The organism is Pseudomarimonas salicorniae (assembly GCF_023156535.1).
Lineage (GTDB): Bacteria > Pseudomonadota > Gammaproteobacteria > Xanthomonadales > Xanthomonadaceae > Pseudomarimonas > Pseudomarimonas salicorniae.
Map to the genome: position 1 here is coordinate 29,667 of NZ_JALNMH010000010.1, position 16,356 is coordinate 46,022.

At 66.6% G+C, this 16,356-nt stretch carries 8 protein-coding genes; 4 read left to right on the forward strand and 4 right to left on the reverse strand.

What is annotated here, in order from left to right; all coding sequences use genetic code 11:
* Nucleotides 1-279: 279 nt before the first annotated feature.
* Genes M0G41_RS12390 through M0G41_RS12400 form a run of 3 tightly spaced genes read left to right on the forward strand, consistent with a single transcriptional unit; the run spans nt 280 to nt 2,302 of the window.
* Nucleotides 280-1,086: an SDR family oxidoreductase gene (locus M0G41_RS12390; protein ID WP_248209745.1), complete on the forward strand. Its 807-nt coding sequence runs from the start codon at nt 280-282 to the stop codon at nt 1,084-1,086.
* The gene (locus tag M0G41_RS12395) at nt 1,083-1,880 is read left to right on the forward strand and encodes a class I SAM-dependent methyltransferase (protein WP_248209747.1); all 798 of its coding nucleotides are present in this window, start codon (nt 1,083-1,085) and stop codon (nt 1,878-1,880) included. Before M0G41_RS12390 ends, M0G41_RS12395 begins: the two co-directional genes overlap by 4 nt.
* On the forward strand, nt 1,877-2,302 hold the full coding sequence (locus M0G41_RS12400; protein ID WP_248209749.1) for a GtrA family protein: 426 nt from the start codon (nt 1,877-1,879) through the stop codon (nt 2,300-2,302). The genes M0G41_RS12395 and M0G41_RS12400 overlap by 4 nt, the downstream gene beginning before the upstream one ends.
* A 107-nt stretch (nt 2,303-2,409) precedes the next feature.
* Here the strand turns inward: M0G41_RS12400 and M0G41_RS12405 are convergent, their stop codons facing one another.
* The 4 genes from M0G41_RS12405 to M0G41_RS12420 form a co-directional block, all read right to left on the reverse strand.
* Nucleotides 2,410-3,039, reverse strand: a complete 630-nt coding sequence (locus tag M0G41_RS12405; RefSeq protein ID WP_248209787.1) for a class I SAM-dependent methyltransferase — start codon at nt 3,037-3,039, stop codon at nt 2,410-2,412.
* Between the two features lie 77 nt (nt 3,040-3,116).
* Nucleotides 3,117-4,757 (reverse strand): tail fiber domain-containing protein, encoded by a 1,641-nt coding sequence (locus tag M0G41_RS12410; RefSeq protein ID WP_248209790.1) that lies wholly within the window; start codon nt 4,755-4,757, stop codon nt 3,117-3,119.
* A gap of 193 nt (nt 4,758-4,950) precedes the next feature.
* Nucleotides 4,951-7,245 carry a thioredoxin domain-containing protein gene (locus M0G41_RS12415; protein WP_248209792.1) on the reverse strand — a complete coding sequence of 765 codons (2,295 nt, stop codon included), beginning with the start codon at nt 7,243-7,245 and terminating at the stop codon, nt 4,951-4,953.
* 716 nt (nt 7,246-7,961) lie between these two features.
* Complete coding sequence (locus M0G41_RS12420) at nt 7,962-11,084, reverse strand: CRTAC1 family protein (protein ID WP_248209794.1); 3,123 nt, start codon at nt 11,082-11,084, stop codon at nt 7,962-7,964.
* A 171-nt stretch (nt 11,085-11,255) separates the two neighbouring features.
* Between M0G41_RS12420 and M0G41_RS12425 the strand changes: the two genes are divergently transcribed.
* Nucleotides 11,256-16,100: a beta strand repeat-containing protein gene (locus M0G41_RS12425; protein WP_248209796.1), complete on the forward strand. Its 4,845-nt coding sequence runs from the start codon at nt 11,256-11,258 to the stop codon at nt 16,098-16,100.
* Nucleotides 16,101-16,356 lie beyond the last annotated feature (256 nt).

Below are 16,356 nucleotides of genomic sequence, written 5' to 3' on the forward strand. Positions count from 1 at the left end.
GGGTGGGGCCCGCGCCGAGCGGAGCCAAGTCCTTGACTCGGCGGCCAGGCTGTCGGGTTGGGACGCTCGCGCACGGCCTGGCTGGCTGGCGCGCGAGGATTCTACCAGCTGCGCCCGGTCATCTGCCCCGATTTGAAGCCACGGGCGCACTGGGCAGTCCCAATGATGCTTGCTACGATTGGAGTTTCGCCCACTGGCCCGGTCGATTGGCGTCGGGGTCAGGCATTGATCAGCAGCCGGGTCGCTGGGCTTTACCCGGCCGGGTGCGTTGCCGACCGCATGAAGATTGCTGTTTTTGGAAGCTCAGGGTTCATAGGCAGCGCACTGATCGCTCGCAGCCACGCGCTCGGTCACGATTCGATCGCGTACTCCAGGCGCGGCAGGCCCGCCTCGGGGGCGGTCGCCAGGCAGTGGAGTCTCGGTGAGATTCCCGACCTGGATCCTTGCGAGAATGCGGACGGTGCAGTGCATCTGGCGCACGATTTCGACGGCGAAGCGGGTGCGGACCGAACCTTTCGGGGCACTCTGAAGCTCATCGATGCGTTGCGACAGCGCGGGGTCCGGCGTCAGGTGTTCGTCTCCTCGTTCTCCGCAGGGGAGCACCATCAGTCCCGCTACGGGCGGGTCAAGCACGAGCTCGAGAAGGTCTTGGGGGAGAGCGAGGACGTGTGGATCGTGCGCCCGGGCCTGGTCATCGGCGATGGGGGATTGTTCGGGCGAATCGCCAAGATTGCGCGCGCCTCCCCGGTGATTCCGCTGCCGGACGGCGGCAAGGGGGAGGTCTACTGTATCGATCTCGCGGAACTCTGCGACCTCTTCCTTAGAGTACTGCAGCTGGGGCCGGCCTCCCGAGTCCTCAATCTCTTCGAGCCGCGCCCTCGCGCCCTGAGGGATCTTGTGCTTGAAGTGGCCGCGCGCAATCGCCCCCGCCTGATCATGAACGTGCCTTCTTCGTTGGCGCTGAGGATTCTTGATCTCAGCGAGCGCCTCGCTATTCCGCTTCCTGTCACCTCGGACAACCTTCGGGGATTTCTCGCCAACCAGCGCGCTGACCATCGGTCCTCAATCGGTGAACTCTCTACATGATGCAGACCTTCAGAAACTTCCTGCTTGACCCGCGCGTGCGCGGGATCGAGGTCGACGATAACGACCTGTTGGACGTCCATCGTCGATTGCTCTCGGAGAAGCGCCTTCTGCGATCGGCATTTGAGACCTTCTATTCGAACATGATCGAGGCTGCGGATCGGCACTGTTCCCCCGGTGGTATCGAACTGGAGCTGGGAACCGGAGCGGGCTTCATGAAGTCGTTACGGCCCGGGCTTACTACCTCGGATGTACGGACTGCCGACAACATAGACATGCGGGTCGACGCGCTGGATATGCCCTTTGCCGACGGCTCCGTCCGCTGCGTGTACGCTATCAACGTGTTTCATCACCTCAGTGATGTCGAGCGTTTCTTCGTCGAGCTGAAAAGGGTTCTGAAAGTGGGGGGCGCAGCTCTGCTCATCGAGCCCCACGGTGGCTTCGCGTCCGCTACGGTGCACCGCTACCTGCACAGCGACGAGACATACGACAAGACTCAGCGGGATTGGCGGCTCGACAGCGTGCGCGGACCCCTGTCCGGTGCGAATCAGGCGCTTGCCCACATCGTGTTCGAGCGAGACCGGCCGAAATTCGAAGCGCGTTATGGGGGCGCCCTGGAGATCGTGGAGCAGAGCTATCAGCTCAATGCGATGCGCTATCTGGTTTCCGGTGGAGTGAATTTCCGCCAGCTTCTTCCGGATTTCACCGCGCCACTGCTTTCTGCGGTGGAGTCGGCAATCTCTCCCCTGGCGCGTCACTGGACGCTGCACCGGCTCACGGTGATCCGGAAGAAATGATCCTACGTCAGTACCTGAAGTTCTTTATCAATGGTGGGCTGCTCGGTCTGATCGCGTGGGGATTGCAGCTGCTCCTCTTTCGCTTCTTCGAAGATGCGCGGGCGCCCTACCCATACGCTCTTGCCTCGGCCTTGACCTATCTTCCCCTGGTGGTCCTGAACTTCGCGATCCAGAAGCGATTTATTTTCGGGGTCCCGGGCGCATTTCCACGGTTCGTCGTAGCGAACTTGGCCATCATGCTTCTGGTTGCTGCGTGCTCGCCGGTATTCAAGGCCCTCCTGGGGTCTTTGTTGGGAGCTTCCTGGGGCGAGCTTCTCGGATTCGCTGCTGCGGCGATTGTCTGCTCCGTCCCGTCTTTCCTGTTGAAGCGCAGCTGGGTGTTCGGCGTTCGCCGGGGTGTCCCGGGAGAATCGGAGGCCTAGGCGGGCGCGTGGCGTTGCACGCACTGAAGACAGGGTGGTTTGTGGGTTTCCGGGTACTTCGATAACCCCGACATCTGGGGTCCGTCAGCGTGTACGACGGAGCCGATTCATCGCTGCGGGGGGCGGAGGCACGTGCCTTGGATATGCAGGACGACCTTTTTCCATTCCGGCCGGCGTGCGAACTGGGAGAGCAGTCCCGTGTTCTTCTTGAACGAAAAGACCTGCTTCGCATCGATCCCGAAGGGCGGCCGGCGGAGGTCCAGATAGCGAAAAGCCCCCAGTGGAATGTCGACGTTCTCGGTTATCCCGCGCGGATTGACGCAGTTGGTTATCAATGCGTGTTGGTACTTCTGCACGCAGGGCAGAAACCTGTGAATCGCATCGTGGGGAAGATGTTGTAGGACATCCTTCACCAGGAGCAGGTCCGCGGACGGAAGATCCTGCGGGTTCCCCGAGTACAAATGGAAGGAAACGTTCGGTGCTGAGAATTGCTCCTCGTTGGAAGCGATGACAGACGGTACGACATCGTAGCCGCGATACTCGGCCGATCCCCAATCAATACCACGCGAGAACTGCCAGTCCCCGCAGCCCATATCGACAACCGAGCGCACGCGGTGAGCGCGGAGAAAGCGTTCGAGAAACCTGACGTACGATCGCGTGTGGACAGGCAGTGAGCCTTCCCCCGAACCATGCCCCCACTCGTTGCGTTCGTAGATTTCCTCAAACCGAGCGTTCAAGAACTCCCCTTGGATCATCGGTGAACTGGACGGCCCGAGAGCGCCGGGCCGTCCAGTCGAACCGCATTGTCGGGCGCCTAGCGGGCGGCCTCAAGGATCAATGCGCGGAGTTCAGCAATCTGCGCCTCCAGATCCGAGATCCGCTTCTCCTTCTTGTCCAGCTCCGCGTTCAACTCCTGGACTGCAGCAATGGCGAGGCCGGATACATCGAGAGGCGCGATGCGGGTGTCGGACCCTCCAAGACCGAACGCCGAATAGAAATCCTGGGCCATCGGTCCAACGTGCCGCTCGCCATTCGCGTCCCACTTGTAGCTCCAGCTGAAGATCGGCAGGCGCATCAGCTTGTTGAGCACGCTCGCACCATCCACTCGCTCAATATTGTTCTTCGTCCGGACATCCGAGCCTTGCGTGACCATTCCCGAGGCCGCGATATCCCCCACCACGTCCAGACTCACGGTGGGATTGAGCGTTCCGATGCCGATGTTTCCCGCGGCGTTCACCGCCAATCCCTTGGCCGCGCTGAAGCTGCGAATCTCGAGCACATCGGTGCTGAGCTCTCCGATCTGATAATCGAATGTGCTGCCTGTCGCAAACAGGATCTGCCCAACGTTTATTGAACCGGGGCGTACAATGTCCATGCGAGTATTTCCGGACGGATTCTCGATCACTGTCTGAGGAATCTGCGTGCTTCGGACGTGGAGGCCGCCAGATGGGGACGTTGTCCCCAGACCTACCCTGCCGGTGGACGCAATGAACAACGCGTTGTCCGGCGCTCCCGGCTTGATCTTGAACGGCAGCTTCGATCCGTTGGTCGCGTCACGGATGAAGAAGTTCGCCTCGTTCCCCGCCACATCCCAGGTCTGCGGAGTAAACCCGCTGCTGCCGTCCTGCTCGAGGCGCAGGGTGGGGGTGTTGCCGTCGACGGCGTGCAGGTTGACGACGGGGTTGGCGGTGCCGAAGCCGACGTCGCCGTCGTTCTCGACATAGAGGCTGTTGGTCCGGGCGCCGGCTTCGATGGTGAAGGGTGTCCGAGCGCCGTCGATGTCGTCGATGGAGAACTTGTTGGCGCCACCATTGGTGGAATCGTTGATGGTGATCTGCCAATCATTGGTCGGGAAGGACGCGCTGTTGGAGGTGTCCTGGAACTTGATGCGGAGATTGTTCTCCTTCAGCCGCAGGGTGTCGAAGCCGAAGCTCTCGCCGTTCACGCAGTCCTGGCCGATGCAGGCGCTGCCGTCGACGATCAGGTCGTCGAGGATCACCTGGTCCTTCATGCGAACGCCATAGTCGAGGTCGCTGCCCGCGACGACGGCCTTCTCCTCGGTGTCCTGGGCGTCGCCGGCGAAAAACAGGCCCTGGCGCACGCGGAAGGTGCCCGACTGCGAGGCGACGGGCTCGGCCTTCGGGGTTTCGACTGCCTCGTTGTCGCCGCGCTGGGCGAAGCCGAGGATCGGGCGGAGTTCGTACTTGTACAGACCCTCGGCGAGCGTGCCGCCGGGGCTCTTAGGTTCGATGGCGATGGTTTCGCCGGCGAGGATCTCGCGCTCGGTCAGCCGACCGTCGGGGAAGGCGATGCGCAGCGAATACGCGGGGGCGGCGGTGCCGGCCTCGATGGCGCCGCGGGCCGCGTCGAACTTGGCGTCCTCGGCGACGGCCATGGTGCAGAAGCCCATGGCGATGGCGGCGGTGATGGCTCGGAGTGCTGGTGTCGTACGCATGGTGACCCCCTGTCATGTGCGTTGGCGAGTGGCCAACGGGACAGGAACTCCCCGCCGGCAGCTGCCGGAGCGGCCCGCCCGGAATGGATGCACGCGGTCGCGCGCTGGGTGGCCATTTCCCGATTGTGCGACTAACCGGCCGCAACTGCAAAGATTGCGCCGCTGGTTGGTCGCCGATCAGGGCTGGATTGGACTAGCGCCACAGCCTCAGCTGCTCCGGCAACAGACATACGCGGTCGTTGCAGGCCTGGATGCGCAGCGTTGCCGACACGGCTTCCCCGCTGATCTCCAACACCACGCGTTCCGCGTACAGCCGCTGCGGTTCGTCGAAGACCGAGAGAAGGGTTTCGGCGCCCTGCGGATAGCGGACGTCGAGAGACTCGCCGCCGGCAGACAGCGCCATCAGACGGGTGGCGATCAGTCGCGGGTTGCCCGGCTCTGCCGCATTGATATGCCAGCCGGGTTGCAGGTCGATCTGGACGCGCGATCCGTCTGCGCCCGGGGTCGCCAGCATGCGGGCCCTTCCGGCGCCCTCGGCGAAGAAGACGATGGGCGGCGGGCCGTGGCTCTCGGGCAGATGGATCACGCGCTGCGCGGTCCAGTCATCGCCTGCGCTGTCCAGCGGCAAGGCGGCAAGTGCCTCTGCGCAGCGGCTCGCGGCGCTTTGCCAGCGCTCATCGAAGCGGCGACTGAGCTGGGCCTGCAGGGCCAGGCAGAGGGCGCCCAGCGGTGCGCTCTGCTCGCCGTCGCGCGCCAGGGCGTCAAGCCGGCTGGGTTCGTTGCCCAGATAGCGCTGCACCGCGGCCTGCAGCAGCTGGGCGCTGCGCTCGAGCAGGGCCGGCTCCAGGGTGCGGGCGTGCAGGTCCAGCAGGGCCTGGGCAAAGCGGGCGTAATCCTCCAGGCCGCCGTCGACGCGGCCGCTCTGGTCGCGGGCGATGCGACCGCTGGCGGCCTCGAAGCGCGGCCAGAGCGCGCTCAGGATGCGCTGGGCGTCCGTCTCGGCGCGTGGGTCGAGGCCCGCCTCGGCTGCGCTGAGCAGGGCCGAGGCAAGCCGGGCGTTCCAGCCGGTCAGGGTCTTGCCGTCGATGAACGGTCGATTGTCCGGGGGGGCGGGGGTGTCCTGCAGGGCCCTGAGCTCGTCGTCCAGTCGGGGCCGGGCAAGTGCGTCGCGGTGCAGCCGCAGCTGGATGCCGGCTTCCAGCGGATCGGCGTCGAGCATCGGATGCCGCGCCCTCACCTGCGCGGCCTCCGCGGTAGCGCGCAGATAGAAGCCGCCTTCGACGTCCTCGAAGCGTGCATCGACTGCGCTGGCATACAGCCCATCCGGCTGCCGCAGCCAGTGATCGGTGAAACGACGGGTGGCGGCGGCGATGGCCAGCCATGCCGGGCGGTTCCAGTGCTGGCCGGCCCTGGCATAGACATCCAGCAGCTGGGCCTGGGTGTACAGCATCTTTTCGAAGTGTGGATGACCCCAGTCGCTGCGCGTGGCATAGCGGAAGAAGCCGCCGTGCAGCGGGTCGAACAGCCCGCCCGTGGCCATGCGGTCGAGCTGCAGGGCAAGGGCCGCGGCCGCCGGGCTGTCGAAGCCCTCGCTCAGTGCACGGGCGAGCAGCCAGTCGAGCAGGCCGGGCTCGGGAAACTTCTGCGCGCCTGCGCGGCCCCCGTGGAGGCCATCCCAGCCGTCGTTGAGGAAGTCTTCAAGCGAGGTCGGCGGCAGGCGCTCGGCCAGCGCGCCCGAGCTGGGCGGGGCAGGGCGGGCGGCCTCCAGTGCGCGCAGCCCCGAGGCCATTGCGGCCAGTGCCGAGGGGGCGCGCTCACGCATCCGGTCGAGCCGCTGCAGCAGGGACAGCAGGGCATCGCGCTCAAGATAGGAGCCGACGAACAGGGGCTCGCCTTGCGCCGATTCGATGACGGTGACCGGCCAGCCGACCTCGCCCCCGGCCAGGCGCTGCAGGCGGATGTAGCGGGCGTCGATCTCGGGGTGCTGCTCGCGGTCGATCTTGATGGCGTGGAAGCGGGTGTTCAGTAGTTCACCGACGCTTCGGTCGGAGAACGCCTCCTCGGCCATGCGGTGGCACCAGTAGCAGGTGGAGTAGCCGATCGAGACCAGGCGCAGGCGATCGCTGTCTGATCCCGGATCCGTGAGCGAGCGCCAGTCGATGGGATTGAAGGCGTGCTGCAGCAGGTAGGGCGAGTCGGAGTGGATCAGATTGTTGAGGAAGGTGGGGCGCTCGGCGGCGCTGTCCGGCGCTGCCCGGTAATCGCGCAGCCAGGGGTGCTGGGCAAGTGCTTTCGCAGCGGCCTCGGTGCGCTGCGCCCAGGTGGCGGCGTCCGGTTCGGTGCCGGGTGGTGGAGCGAAGGGCCGGGTGGGCGTGGAAGGTGGGGCGTCAGGGGCTGGCCGGACCCTCTCCCCCGACCGCTCTCCCGGCGGGAGAGGGGAGCAGGTGGCGACCCGCGACCCGGCAGGCCGGTTGGCTTGCGATGGCAACGAAGAGCGTGCTTCTGCCGAGGCCTGGGGGTTCGCCCTTCGATACCTCAGGGCGAACGGGCCGTGGCCGGGCGTGGCGGGCTGTGTGTCCGGGCTTCGGACGGACGTGGCGGGCAGTGCATCCCCGCGTGGCTGAGCCTTGGCGGAGCGTGCGCCTGGGGCGTGAATCCGTGACTGGGTGCCGCCGAGGGGGCTGGGTTTGTTCCGAAGGTTGGGTGCCCGTTCTTGCTGAGGTATCGAAGTACGAACGGCGGCGGGAGCGTGGGGGTTCGCCCTTCGATACCTCAGGGCGAACGGTTTCTCGCCGGGTGTGGCGGGAAGCGGATCCAGGCTTCGCTTGGGCGTGGCGATGAGCGTGCCGGGATCGTGTTTCCTGGGCAGAGTGCTGCGGTTGGGGGTGGGCGCGTCCCCCGGGGTGGGTGACCGTTCGTGCTGAGGTATCGAAGCACGAGCGGTGGCGAGAGCGCGGTGGCTATGCGATTCGTGCCCGAGGGCGGAAGTGTCATCGCCGGCGTGGTTCGCCCATCGATTCCTCAGAGCCAACGGGTCTTTCCCGGGCGTGGCAAAGGGCGTGGCGATATGTGAGGCGATGGGCGTGGCGGGGAGAGCGTCCGCGCCCGGGATCAAGGGCCGTTCGGCCCCGCCGGCGAAGGGGGGCAGCCAGGCGGCGAGGCCCGCATTCAGGGCGAGCAGCAAGGTGCCGGAGCGCAGCGGGCTCACGGGGCTGCGTGGGCCTCTTGCGGGTAGGCGATGACGTGAACCCGCCCCGCCTCCAGGCCCTTGAGGGTCTGCGTGCTGCCGTCGGGCCAGCGGATCTCGACGTCGGCCTTGTCGCGCTTGCCGAGGCCGAAGTGCTGGGTGCGCGGGTGGACCGACATATAGCCCTCCGAGCCGCGAACTTCGCGGAACACCTGCAGGCCGCCGGCGGTGGCGATGAGGCGCGCGCCGATGGCGTCGCGGTTGACCTTGCGCGCGGGCGCGCCGACCAGGCGCACGCCCAGCCACTGGTGGCCGTTCTGCTGGGCCTCGTTGCGGAAGACGCGGGCCGGGCCCTGGTAGTCGAGGGTGACGATGTCGAGGTCGCCGTCGCCGTCGATGTCGAGATAGACCGCGCTGCGCGAATTGCCGATGAAGTCGAGTCCGCTGCCTTCGGAGGCGTTCTCGAGACGACCCTTGCGGTTCTCGAAGTACACGTTGGCGGCGCGCCCCGCGTCGGGGAAGGCGACGGCCTGCTGGCGGTCCTCGAAGGGGTCGGTGTAGTAGGGATTGTCGCGGCTGTAGACGTTGTACTCGTTCATGCCGTTGAGCACATAGAGGTCATCGTCGCCGTCGTTGTCGGCGTCGAAGAAGTCCGCGTCCCAGGACCAGCCGGTACTGCTGTGGCCGCGGCCGATGGCGTCGCTGTGCTGGTAGCGCAGGGCCTTGCCGCGGCGGCCGGAGACGAACAGGTCGTTGGCCTCGACCACGCGCATCGCCTTGAGCTTTTCGGGGTCGAACTTGGCCGGCGTGTCCTTGGTCGGCATCACGTAGGTCTCGTCCTTGTTCATGGTGACGATGTTGGCGATGTAGATATCGGGCGTGCGGTCGCGATTGAGATCGGTGATGCCGATGCTCATGGTGAAGCTCGGCTTGTCGGTGCCAAGCTCGGCGGCGGCGTCGACGAAGCTGCCGTCGCCCTGGTTGAGGTAGTAGCGGTTGATGCCGAAGTCGTTGCCGGAGATCAGGTCCTGGTCGCCATCGCCGTCGAGATCGGTGTGGCTGGTGGCCTGGCCCCAGCCGCTGTCGGCGACGCCTGCCTTTTCTGTGACGTCCTCGAAGCGGAAGTCGCCGAGGTTGCGGAACAGGCGGTCCGGCTGACCATTGAAGTTGCGCCGGGCCAGCGTCGGCAGGGTGCCGCCGAGGTAGTCGCCGAAGTTCTGGATGTAGACGTCGAGCAGACCGTCATTGTCGTAGTCGAAGGTGGTGGCCGGGCCACCGACCAGGCCCTTGCCGCCGAGGCCGCTGCGCTCGGTGACGTCCTCGAAGCGCAGCTCGCCGCGATTGCGGTAGAGGCGGTGCGCATCGTCGACATAGGTGATTAGGATGTCCTGCAGGCCGTCGTTGTCGAAGTCTGCAATCAGTGGCTGGCGCATCTCGCCGGGCTGGTTGCTGTCCTCGCGGCGCCAGTCGATGCCGGCGGTGTCGGTCACATCGCGGAACGTGCCATCGCCCAGGTTCAGATACAGCTTCGCCCCGCGGCCGCCGAGCAGGAGCAGATCGTCGCGGCCGTCGTTGTTGATGTCACCCGCCGCAACGCCGCCGCCGCCGAAGGCCGGCGGAATGGTGATCACGCCGGTGCCTTCGTCGCGGCGCAGGAAGCTGCGCAGCTGGCGGCTCAGCCAGTCGGAGTTGCGGTGCTGATAGTCGATGCCGCTGGCGGCGGTGATCTCGACGAAGCGGCCGGCGCCGCCGGAGTCACCTTCGGCCGAGGCGATGGCCTCGACCTCGAGCGGCTCCTCGCTGGCCGAGGCATGCCGGTTGATCCGCGCCTGCAGGTCCTTGAATGCGGCCTGCAGCAGTTCGACGCTGACCTCCTCCTTGCCCCGCTCGCGGGCGAGGTCGCCGGTCGCGCGCAGAATCAGAACGCCGAACTGGGCGACGTTCTCGGTCAGCAGTTCGGCGGCGAACGGATCCAACTGCAGGCGCGGTGCAAAGCCCTCGGTGTCGATGGCGGCCTCGAGATAGCGCCAGTGCCAGCCCGGGTCGCGGAAGGCATCCATGTCATAGGACTCGATCTCGATCTGCTCGGCGCGCGGCAGGCGCGGGAAGAAGATCGCGTCCTCGTACTCGTTGATGCGGTGCGGGATGAAGCCCTCGGCGAAGTGCGAAACATCCGCCTCGCGGATGCTGGGATTGCCCGCGGCCAGCGCCTCGCGCTCGGCGCCCAGATACAGGTCGCGGGTGAAGGCGATCATGCTTTCGGTGAAGGCGCGGCGGAAGGCGTCCCCGGCCTGGGCGTCAGAGGGCCAGCGGCTGCGGGCGAAATACACCTGCAGATTGCGCATGAACAGCTGGTTGGAGACGTTGTTGTAGGCCGCATAGGAGGCCAGCTTCTGCCCGATCATCGCGCGCAGCAGGGAGAGATCGGCCGGGGTCGCAGCCACGGCCTTCGGGTCGATGGCCGGGGAGGCGCCAGGGCCGGCATCCATCGCCGGCTGCCCGGTCAGGGCCAGCCAGTTCTCGACCAGCGGCTGGCGCTCGACCTCGCGCAGGTTGGCAAGGCGCATGCGTTCGTCGGTGAGCTTGAGCGCGGCCAGGGTGACGAAGTCGAGGGCCTCGGCCAGTCGCGCCACGGCGTGCTCGGAGAGAAAGACCACGTCATCGTCGCTGCCGAGCAGCCATTCCTGCTGCACTGCAAGAATGGCGCGCAGCGAGTAGGCGACGCTGCCGTACTGGCGCTTGTCGACCCCATTGATGCGCATCGGCCGGCCGTTGAGCGCCACGGCGAAATGGCCGTCGGGTTCGGCGGTGACGCGCAGGACATCGGCGAGCACTGCCTCGACATGCCGGGCCTCGACCAGCTCGGCCCCGTCCTTGCGGGCCGCCTCGCCGGCGCGGCGCCAGACCCACTCGATCCACTGCTTCTGCAGCAGGTTCTTGGCAAAGCGCGCCTCCTTGGACAGCGGCGTGCCGTACATGAAGTCCTCCAGCCGCGAGGCCGTCGCGTAGCACTTTGGCTCGCGCTTCTGCTCCAGTCGAAGCAGTTCGGCGATTACCGCATCGACGCCGCCGTCGCCGGACGACAGCACAGGGGCGGGGCCGAGGGCCAGCAGCAGGGCCAGGGGCAGGGCTCGCATCATCGGAGGGATTCCTCAATCGAATGGACAGCATGCCGGCCGGGCGCTACCGTGGTCGACGCTTTGCGGGCGTCTATCCGGCCGGCATGGGCGGATTCTCGCACGCCGGGTTCTCGTGCTTGCCCGCGGCCAGGCTGAGGGGCAGGGGCCGGCACCAAACTTAGGGGGAACGTCATGCGTAATGCATTGCTGGGACTGGCGCTCGTGGCAGCGGTTGGCGGCGCTCAGGCGGGCGCCGTGGGGCCGACCTTCAACAAGGCGTTTGCGCCGGACACCATCGGGCCCGGCAGCAGTAGCGCGCTGACCTTCACCATCGACAACAGCGGCTTCCCGCAGGGTGCGACCTCCCTGTCTTTTTCCGACTCGCTGCCCGCTGGCGTGACCATCGCCGCCACCGGTGCCGTCAGCAATGGCTGCGGCGGCACATTGGTTGCGCCTGCAGGGACCAGCACGATCAACTTCAGCGATGGCGTGGTGGGGGCCAACGGTGTCTGCACCATCGTGGTCGACGTCACTTCGGCCGCGGTGGGCACGCACACCAACGTGTCGAGCGTGCTGAGCTTCGACACTGGTTCCGGCGTCACTCCGGGTAATTCCGCAACGGATGACCTGGTCGTGGCGGCGGATCGGCCCGGCTTCAGCAAGAGCTTTTCTCCGTCCGGCGTGGCCTTTGGTGGACGCAGCACGCTCACCTTCCTGATCGACAACTCACTGAACGCTTCGACCGCCTTCAGTGCCCAGTTCACCGATTCGCTGCCCCTCGGCGTGCGGGTCGCATCGCCGTCCAATGTGTTTACCGATTGCACGGGCGGAAGCGCGGCGGCTGCGCCGGGTGGGTCGACGATTTCGCTTTCCGATGCAGTCTTGTCGGCGGGCACCCTCTGCACGGTGAGCGTCGATGTTGTGGCCGATGCCGCGGGAATGCTGAACAACCGGTCTGGCTCGCTCACCAGCCTGGACGGGGGCTTAAATTCGGTTGATTCCGGATTTGCCACCGCCGCGCTGCAGTCCACTGCCGGCGACCTGACCCTGGTCAAGCGTTTCCTCGATGACCCGGTAGCCCCCGGCGGGCAGGTCAGGCTGCAGTTCGAGATCGCCAATCGCAGTCGCACCGACAGCGCTACGGCGATCAGCTTCAGCGATGATCTGGATGCGGCTCTCAGCGGCCTTGTCGTCTCCAGCAGCCTGCCGCTCAACCCGTGCGGTGCGGGCTCCAGCCTCTCCGGCGCCAGCACCCTGACCCTCAGCAGTGGCACGCTCGCCGCGGAGGCCAGCTGCACCTTCGAGGTCACGCTGGCTGTGCCGACCGGCGCGACGCCGGGCACCTACACCAATACCACCTCCAGTCTGACCGCCACGCTGGGTGGCTCACCGGGCACCTACTCGGCCGCATCGGATCTGCTGTTCGTGCAGGAAGTGCCGGTGCTTACCATCACCAGCCCCGCCGCTCCGGTGGCCGCCGGCGATACCTTTGTCGTGACCTACGCGCTGCAGAATGTCTCAACAAGCAACTCCGCGACCGACATTGCCTTCTCCCTGGCACATTCCGATCTGAGTCCTTCCATCACCATCACGACTCTGCCGGCCGCGGGGTCGTGTGGCGCTGGCTCAATCTTCTCTCAGCAGAATGACTTCCCCACCAGCGGCCAGAATTCGTTCCGCGTCCAGTCGGCCCAGCTGGCCCCGAGCGCCAGCTGCAGCTTTGACGTGACCTACCAGGCGGGGGGCGACGCGCCTCCGGGAAACTTCTCCGCCATGAGCACCGAGGTCAGCGCGACGGTGGGGGGCGGCCCCGTCCAGGGCGGCGGCGATCAGCTCAACGTAACCGTGCTCGCCGCGCCAACCCTGACCCACAGCTTCGACCCGAGCACCGTGCGCGCCGGAGATACGGTGGACATCACGTACACCCTGCAGCTGTCCGCCAACTCTCCGGGCGACGCATCGCTGGTCGGCTTCACCCACGACCTGAACAGCGTGCTGACAGGCCTCACCGCGGTCGGGCTGCCGCAGACGAATGCCTGCGGCACGATCTCAGGCACCGGAAACCTCACGTTCTCCAACGGCACGCTTGCCGCTGGTGACAGCTGCCAGTTCACCGTGACCGCCCAGGTGCCCTCGACCATTGCTTCGGGAAGCACCACAAGCACGACCTCGGTCATCACCGCGGAGGTGCTGGGCGCCAGCGTGACCTCGCCGGCCTCGGTGGCGAATCTGGTCGCGTCCAACCTGGTCTACTCTCAGGACGTCACCAACGACCCGGTCCGCAAAGGGGACACGGTCACCCTCGAATTCACGTTCCAGAACCGGGGGGCAGACGCGATCACCGGCATCTTCTTCACCGAGGCGCTCAATGCGGACCTGACCGGGCTGGCGTCCACCAGCGGAACCTTGAATGACGTCTGCGGCTCGGGATCCTCCATCACCGGGACGACCTTGCTGATCTTCACCGGCGGTAACCTTGCGCCCGGCGGGCAATGTACTTTCTCGGTGACCCTGCAGGTCCCCGCGGGCGCTGCGGTCAACACTTACCCCCTGTCGACCTCGTCCGTCACCTTCACCGAGAACTCTACCGGCATCACGCTTCCTCCGATGAGCACCACGCTGGAAGTCACTGCCCTGACCTTCGACAAGGATTTCACCGATGACCCGGTGGCACCGGGTGGGTCCGTAACGCTGCAATACACTATCGAGAACCCCGCCGCGTCCGGCGCGGACGCAATGTCGATCAGCTTCTCCGACAATCTCGGTGCGGCACTGTCCGGCCTTGCGGCCACGGGGCTGCCGCAATCGAACGTCTGCGGCACGGGTTCGACACTGTCCGGCACCGGCACCATCGTTCTATCGGGCGGCGTGCTGGCTCCGGGCGCCAGTTGTACCTTCCAGGTCACGCTCAGCGTTCCCACCGGTGTCGGCGGCAACTTCACCAGCACCAGCTCGGCGCTGGCTGTGGGCGCAACCGAGGAGGCCCCGCCGGCCAGCGACGTACTCTCGGTCAACCCGGTCACCTTCAGCGCCGCGGTACTCAGTCCCAGCGCCCCGGGAGGCACCACCCAGCTGCAGTTCACCCTGCAGGATCTGGGCGGCGCGGCACGCAGCAGCCTGGCCTTCTCGATCAATCTCGGCGCCTCGCTTTCGGGCCTGGTGGCCCAGGGGCCGCTTCCGTCCTCGCCCTGCGGTGCGGGCTCCACGCTCAGCGGCACCGGCCTGCTGCAGTTGAATGGCGGATCGCTGGCAGCATCGGGAAGCTGCAGCTTCACGGTGAACCTGGCTGTGCCGGGCGGCGCTGCGGCCGGCGTCTACCCGCTGGTCACCTCCAGCCTCACCGACGCCGGGCTTCAGGTCAGCGCCTCGGCCTCCACCAGCCTCCAAGTGGTGATTGCCGGCTTCAGCAAGGCCTTCGCGCCGAGTAGCGTCGTGCTGGGGGGCACTTCCACCCTGACTTTCACCATCGACAACAGCGCAGCCTCGGTGGGCCTCACCGGGCTTGGCTTCACTGACGCCCTGCCTGCCGGCATGGTGGTCGCCACGCCGGCCAATGCCTCTTCGGGCTGCGGCGGCACGCTGACCGCAGCGGCCGGCAGCGGAACGGTCAGTTTCAGCGGGGGCACGGTGGGGGCGGGCAATGTCTGCACCCTGCAGGTCGACGTGCGCGCTAACGCGACGGGATCCCTGGTCAACACCACCGGTGCGCTGCAGACCGCGATCGGCAGCATGGGCAGCGCCTCGGCAACCCTGACCGTGTCTTCGCTGCCGACCTTCTCCAAGGTGTTCAGCCCGTCCTCGATCGCCGTGGATCAGGTAAGCACGCTGATCTTCACCATCAGCAATGCCGGGTCGAGCATTGCCCTTACGGGTCTCGACTTCATCGATTCCATGCCGGACGGCCTGACCGTGGCGAATCCGCCCAATGCCAGCACCACCTGCACCGGCGGTTCGCTGGTGGCGCTGCCGGGCAGCAGTACGATCAGCTATGGCAACGGTTCGCTCGCGGCTGGCGCCACATGCACCGTCCAGGCCGATGTGCGCGCAGCCGGCGGTGGCACCTATGTCAACACCAGTGGCGACCTGGCTTCTAACGTCGGCAACCTCGGCAATGCGACCGCCACGCTGACCGTCTCCGACGTGCCGCTCAACTTCAGCAAGACGATCAGCCCGACCGCGGTCCTGCCCGGCGGGCAGGTGACGGTGGACTACCTGATCCAGAACAGCTCGACCACCGTCGCAGTGAGCGCCCTGACCTTCACCGACGACTTCGCCTCGCTGATCCCCGGCGCGGCTGCGGTGGGGCTGCCTCTGGCCAATCCCTGCGGTACCGGTTCGCAGATCAACGGCACGGGCCTGGTCACCCTCACCGGTGGCCAGATCGCTGCCGGCGGCCAATGCAGCTTCTCGATCACCGTCCAGCTGCCCGCTGGCGCGGTGCCGGGCAGCTACACCAGCACCAGCAGCGCGGTGACGGGCACCGGCGGCACCGGGACCGCGGCGGGTCCGGCAGCCAGCGCGCCCATCAACATCGTGGCCCTGCCGACCTTCACCAAGCAGATGCCGCCGTCCGCGCAGCCGGGCACCCTGATCCCGCTGACCTTTACGCTGAGCCAGCCGGCCAACGGTGGCAATGTCACCGGCCTTGCCTTCACCGACGACCTCGAGGCCTTCATCCCCGGCGCGCGGGCCGAGGGCCTGCCGCAATCGAACGTCTGTGGCGCCGGCTCGCTGCTCAGCGGAAGCGCGGTGGTGATGTTCCAGGGCGGCAGCCTCAACGCCGGCCAGAGCTGCACGTTCGTGGTCTCGGTGCGCCTGCCCGCCAACCTCGTCGGCACGAACTTCACCAACGTCACCAGCCCGCTGAGCGGGTCCTTTGGTGCCGTGGCGGTGAACGGCGGCCCGGGCAGCGCCGCCAGCAGCGGCCTGTCGCTCCAGTCCCAGCGCACCGCCATCATCCCCGTCGGCGGCTGGCCACTGGCCTTGATCATGGTCGGCCTGCTCGGCGCCATCGGTGCCGGTCGGCTGCGGCGGTAGCAGGTAGAGGCCGGGCGCATCGGTTGCGCCCGGCTGTCTGCCCTTGGGGCGTCTGCTTCTTCGGTTACCGGTCAGACACGACGTGGATCTTGGTTGGCCAGCTTGGCGAACGGAGCCGTGTGGGCTACCTACCGGCTCCGCCAAACCGCCGCGAGGATGCCGGGCCCAAGGTGCATCGATTCCAGCCCTGACAGGCGTAAGCTGTCCGTTTCAGTCGCACCTGTGCACGCAGCGTGCCCGGCATTTGCACGCGAAA

Excerpts from the sequence above, each read along its gene's own strand:
- M0G41_RS12390 (WP_248209745.1), top strand. The coding sequence starts at position 280 with ATGAAGATTGCTGTTTTTGGAAGCTCAGGGTTCATAGGCAGCGCACTG.
- M0G41_RS12395 (WP_248209747.1), top strand. The coding sequence starts at position 1,083 with ATGATGCAGACCTTCAGAAACTTCCTGCTTGACCCGCGCGTGCGCGGG.
- M0G41_RS12400 (WP_248209749.1), top strand. The coding sequence starts at position 1,877 with ATGATCCTACGTCAGTACCTGAAGTTCTTTATCAATGGTGGGCTGCTC.
- M0G41_RS12410 (WP_248209790.1), bottom strand. The coding sequence starts at position 4,757 with ATGCGTACGACACCAGCACTCCGAGCCATCACCGCCGCCATCGCCATG.
- M0G41_RS12420 (WP_248209794.1), bottom strand. The coding sequence starts at position 11,084 with ATGATGCGAGCCCTGCCCCTGGCCCTGCTGCTGGCCCTCGGCCCCGCC.
- M0G41_RS12425 (WP_248209796.1), top strand. The coding sequence starts at position 11,256 with ATGCGTAATGCATTGCTGGGACTGGCGCTCGTGGCAGCGGTTGGCGGC.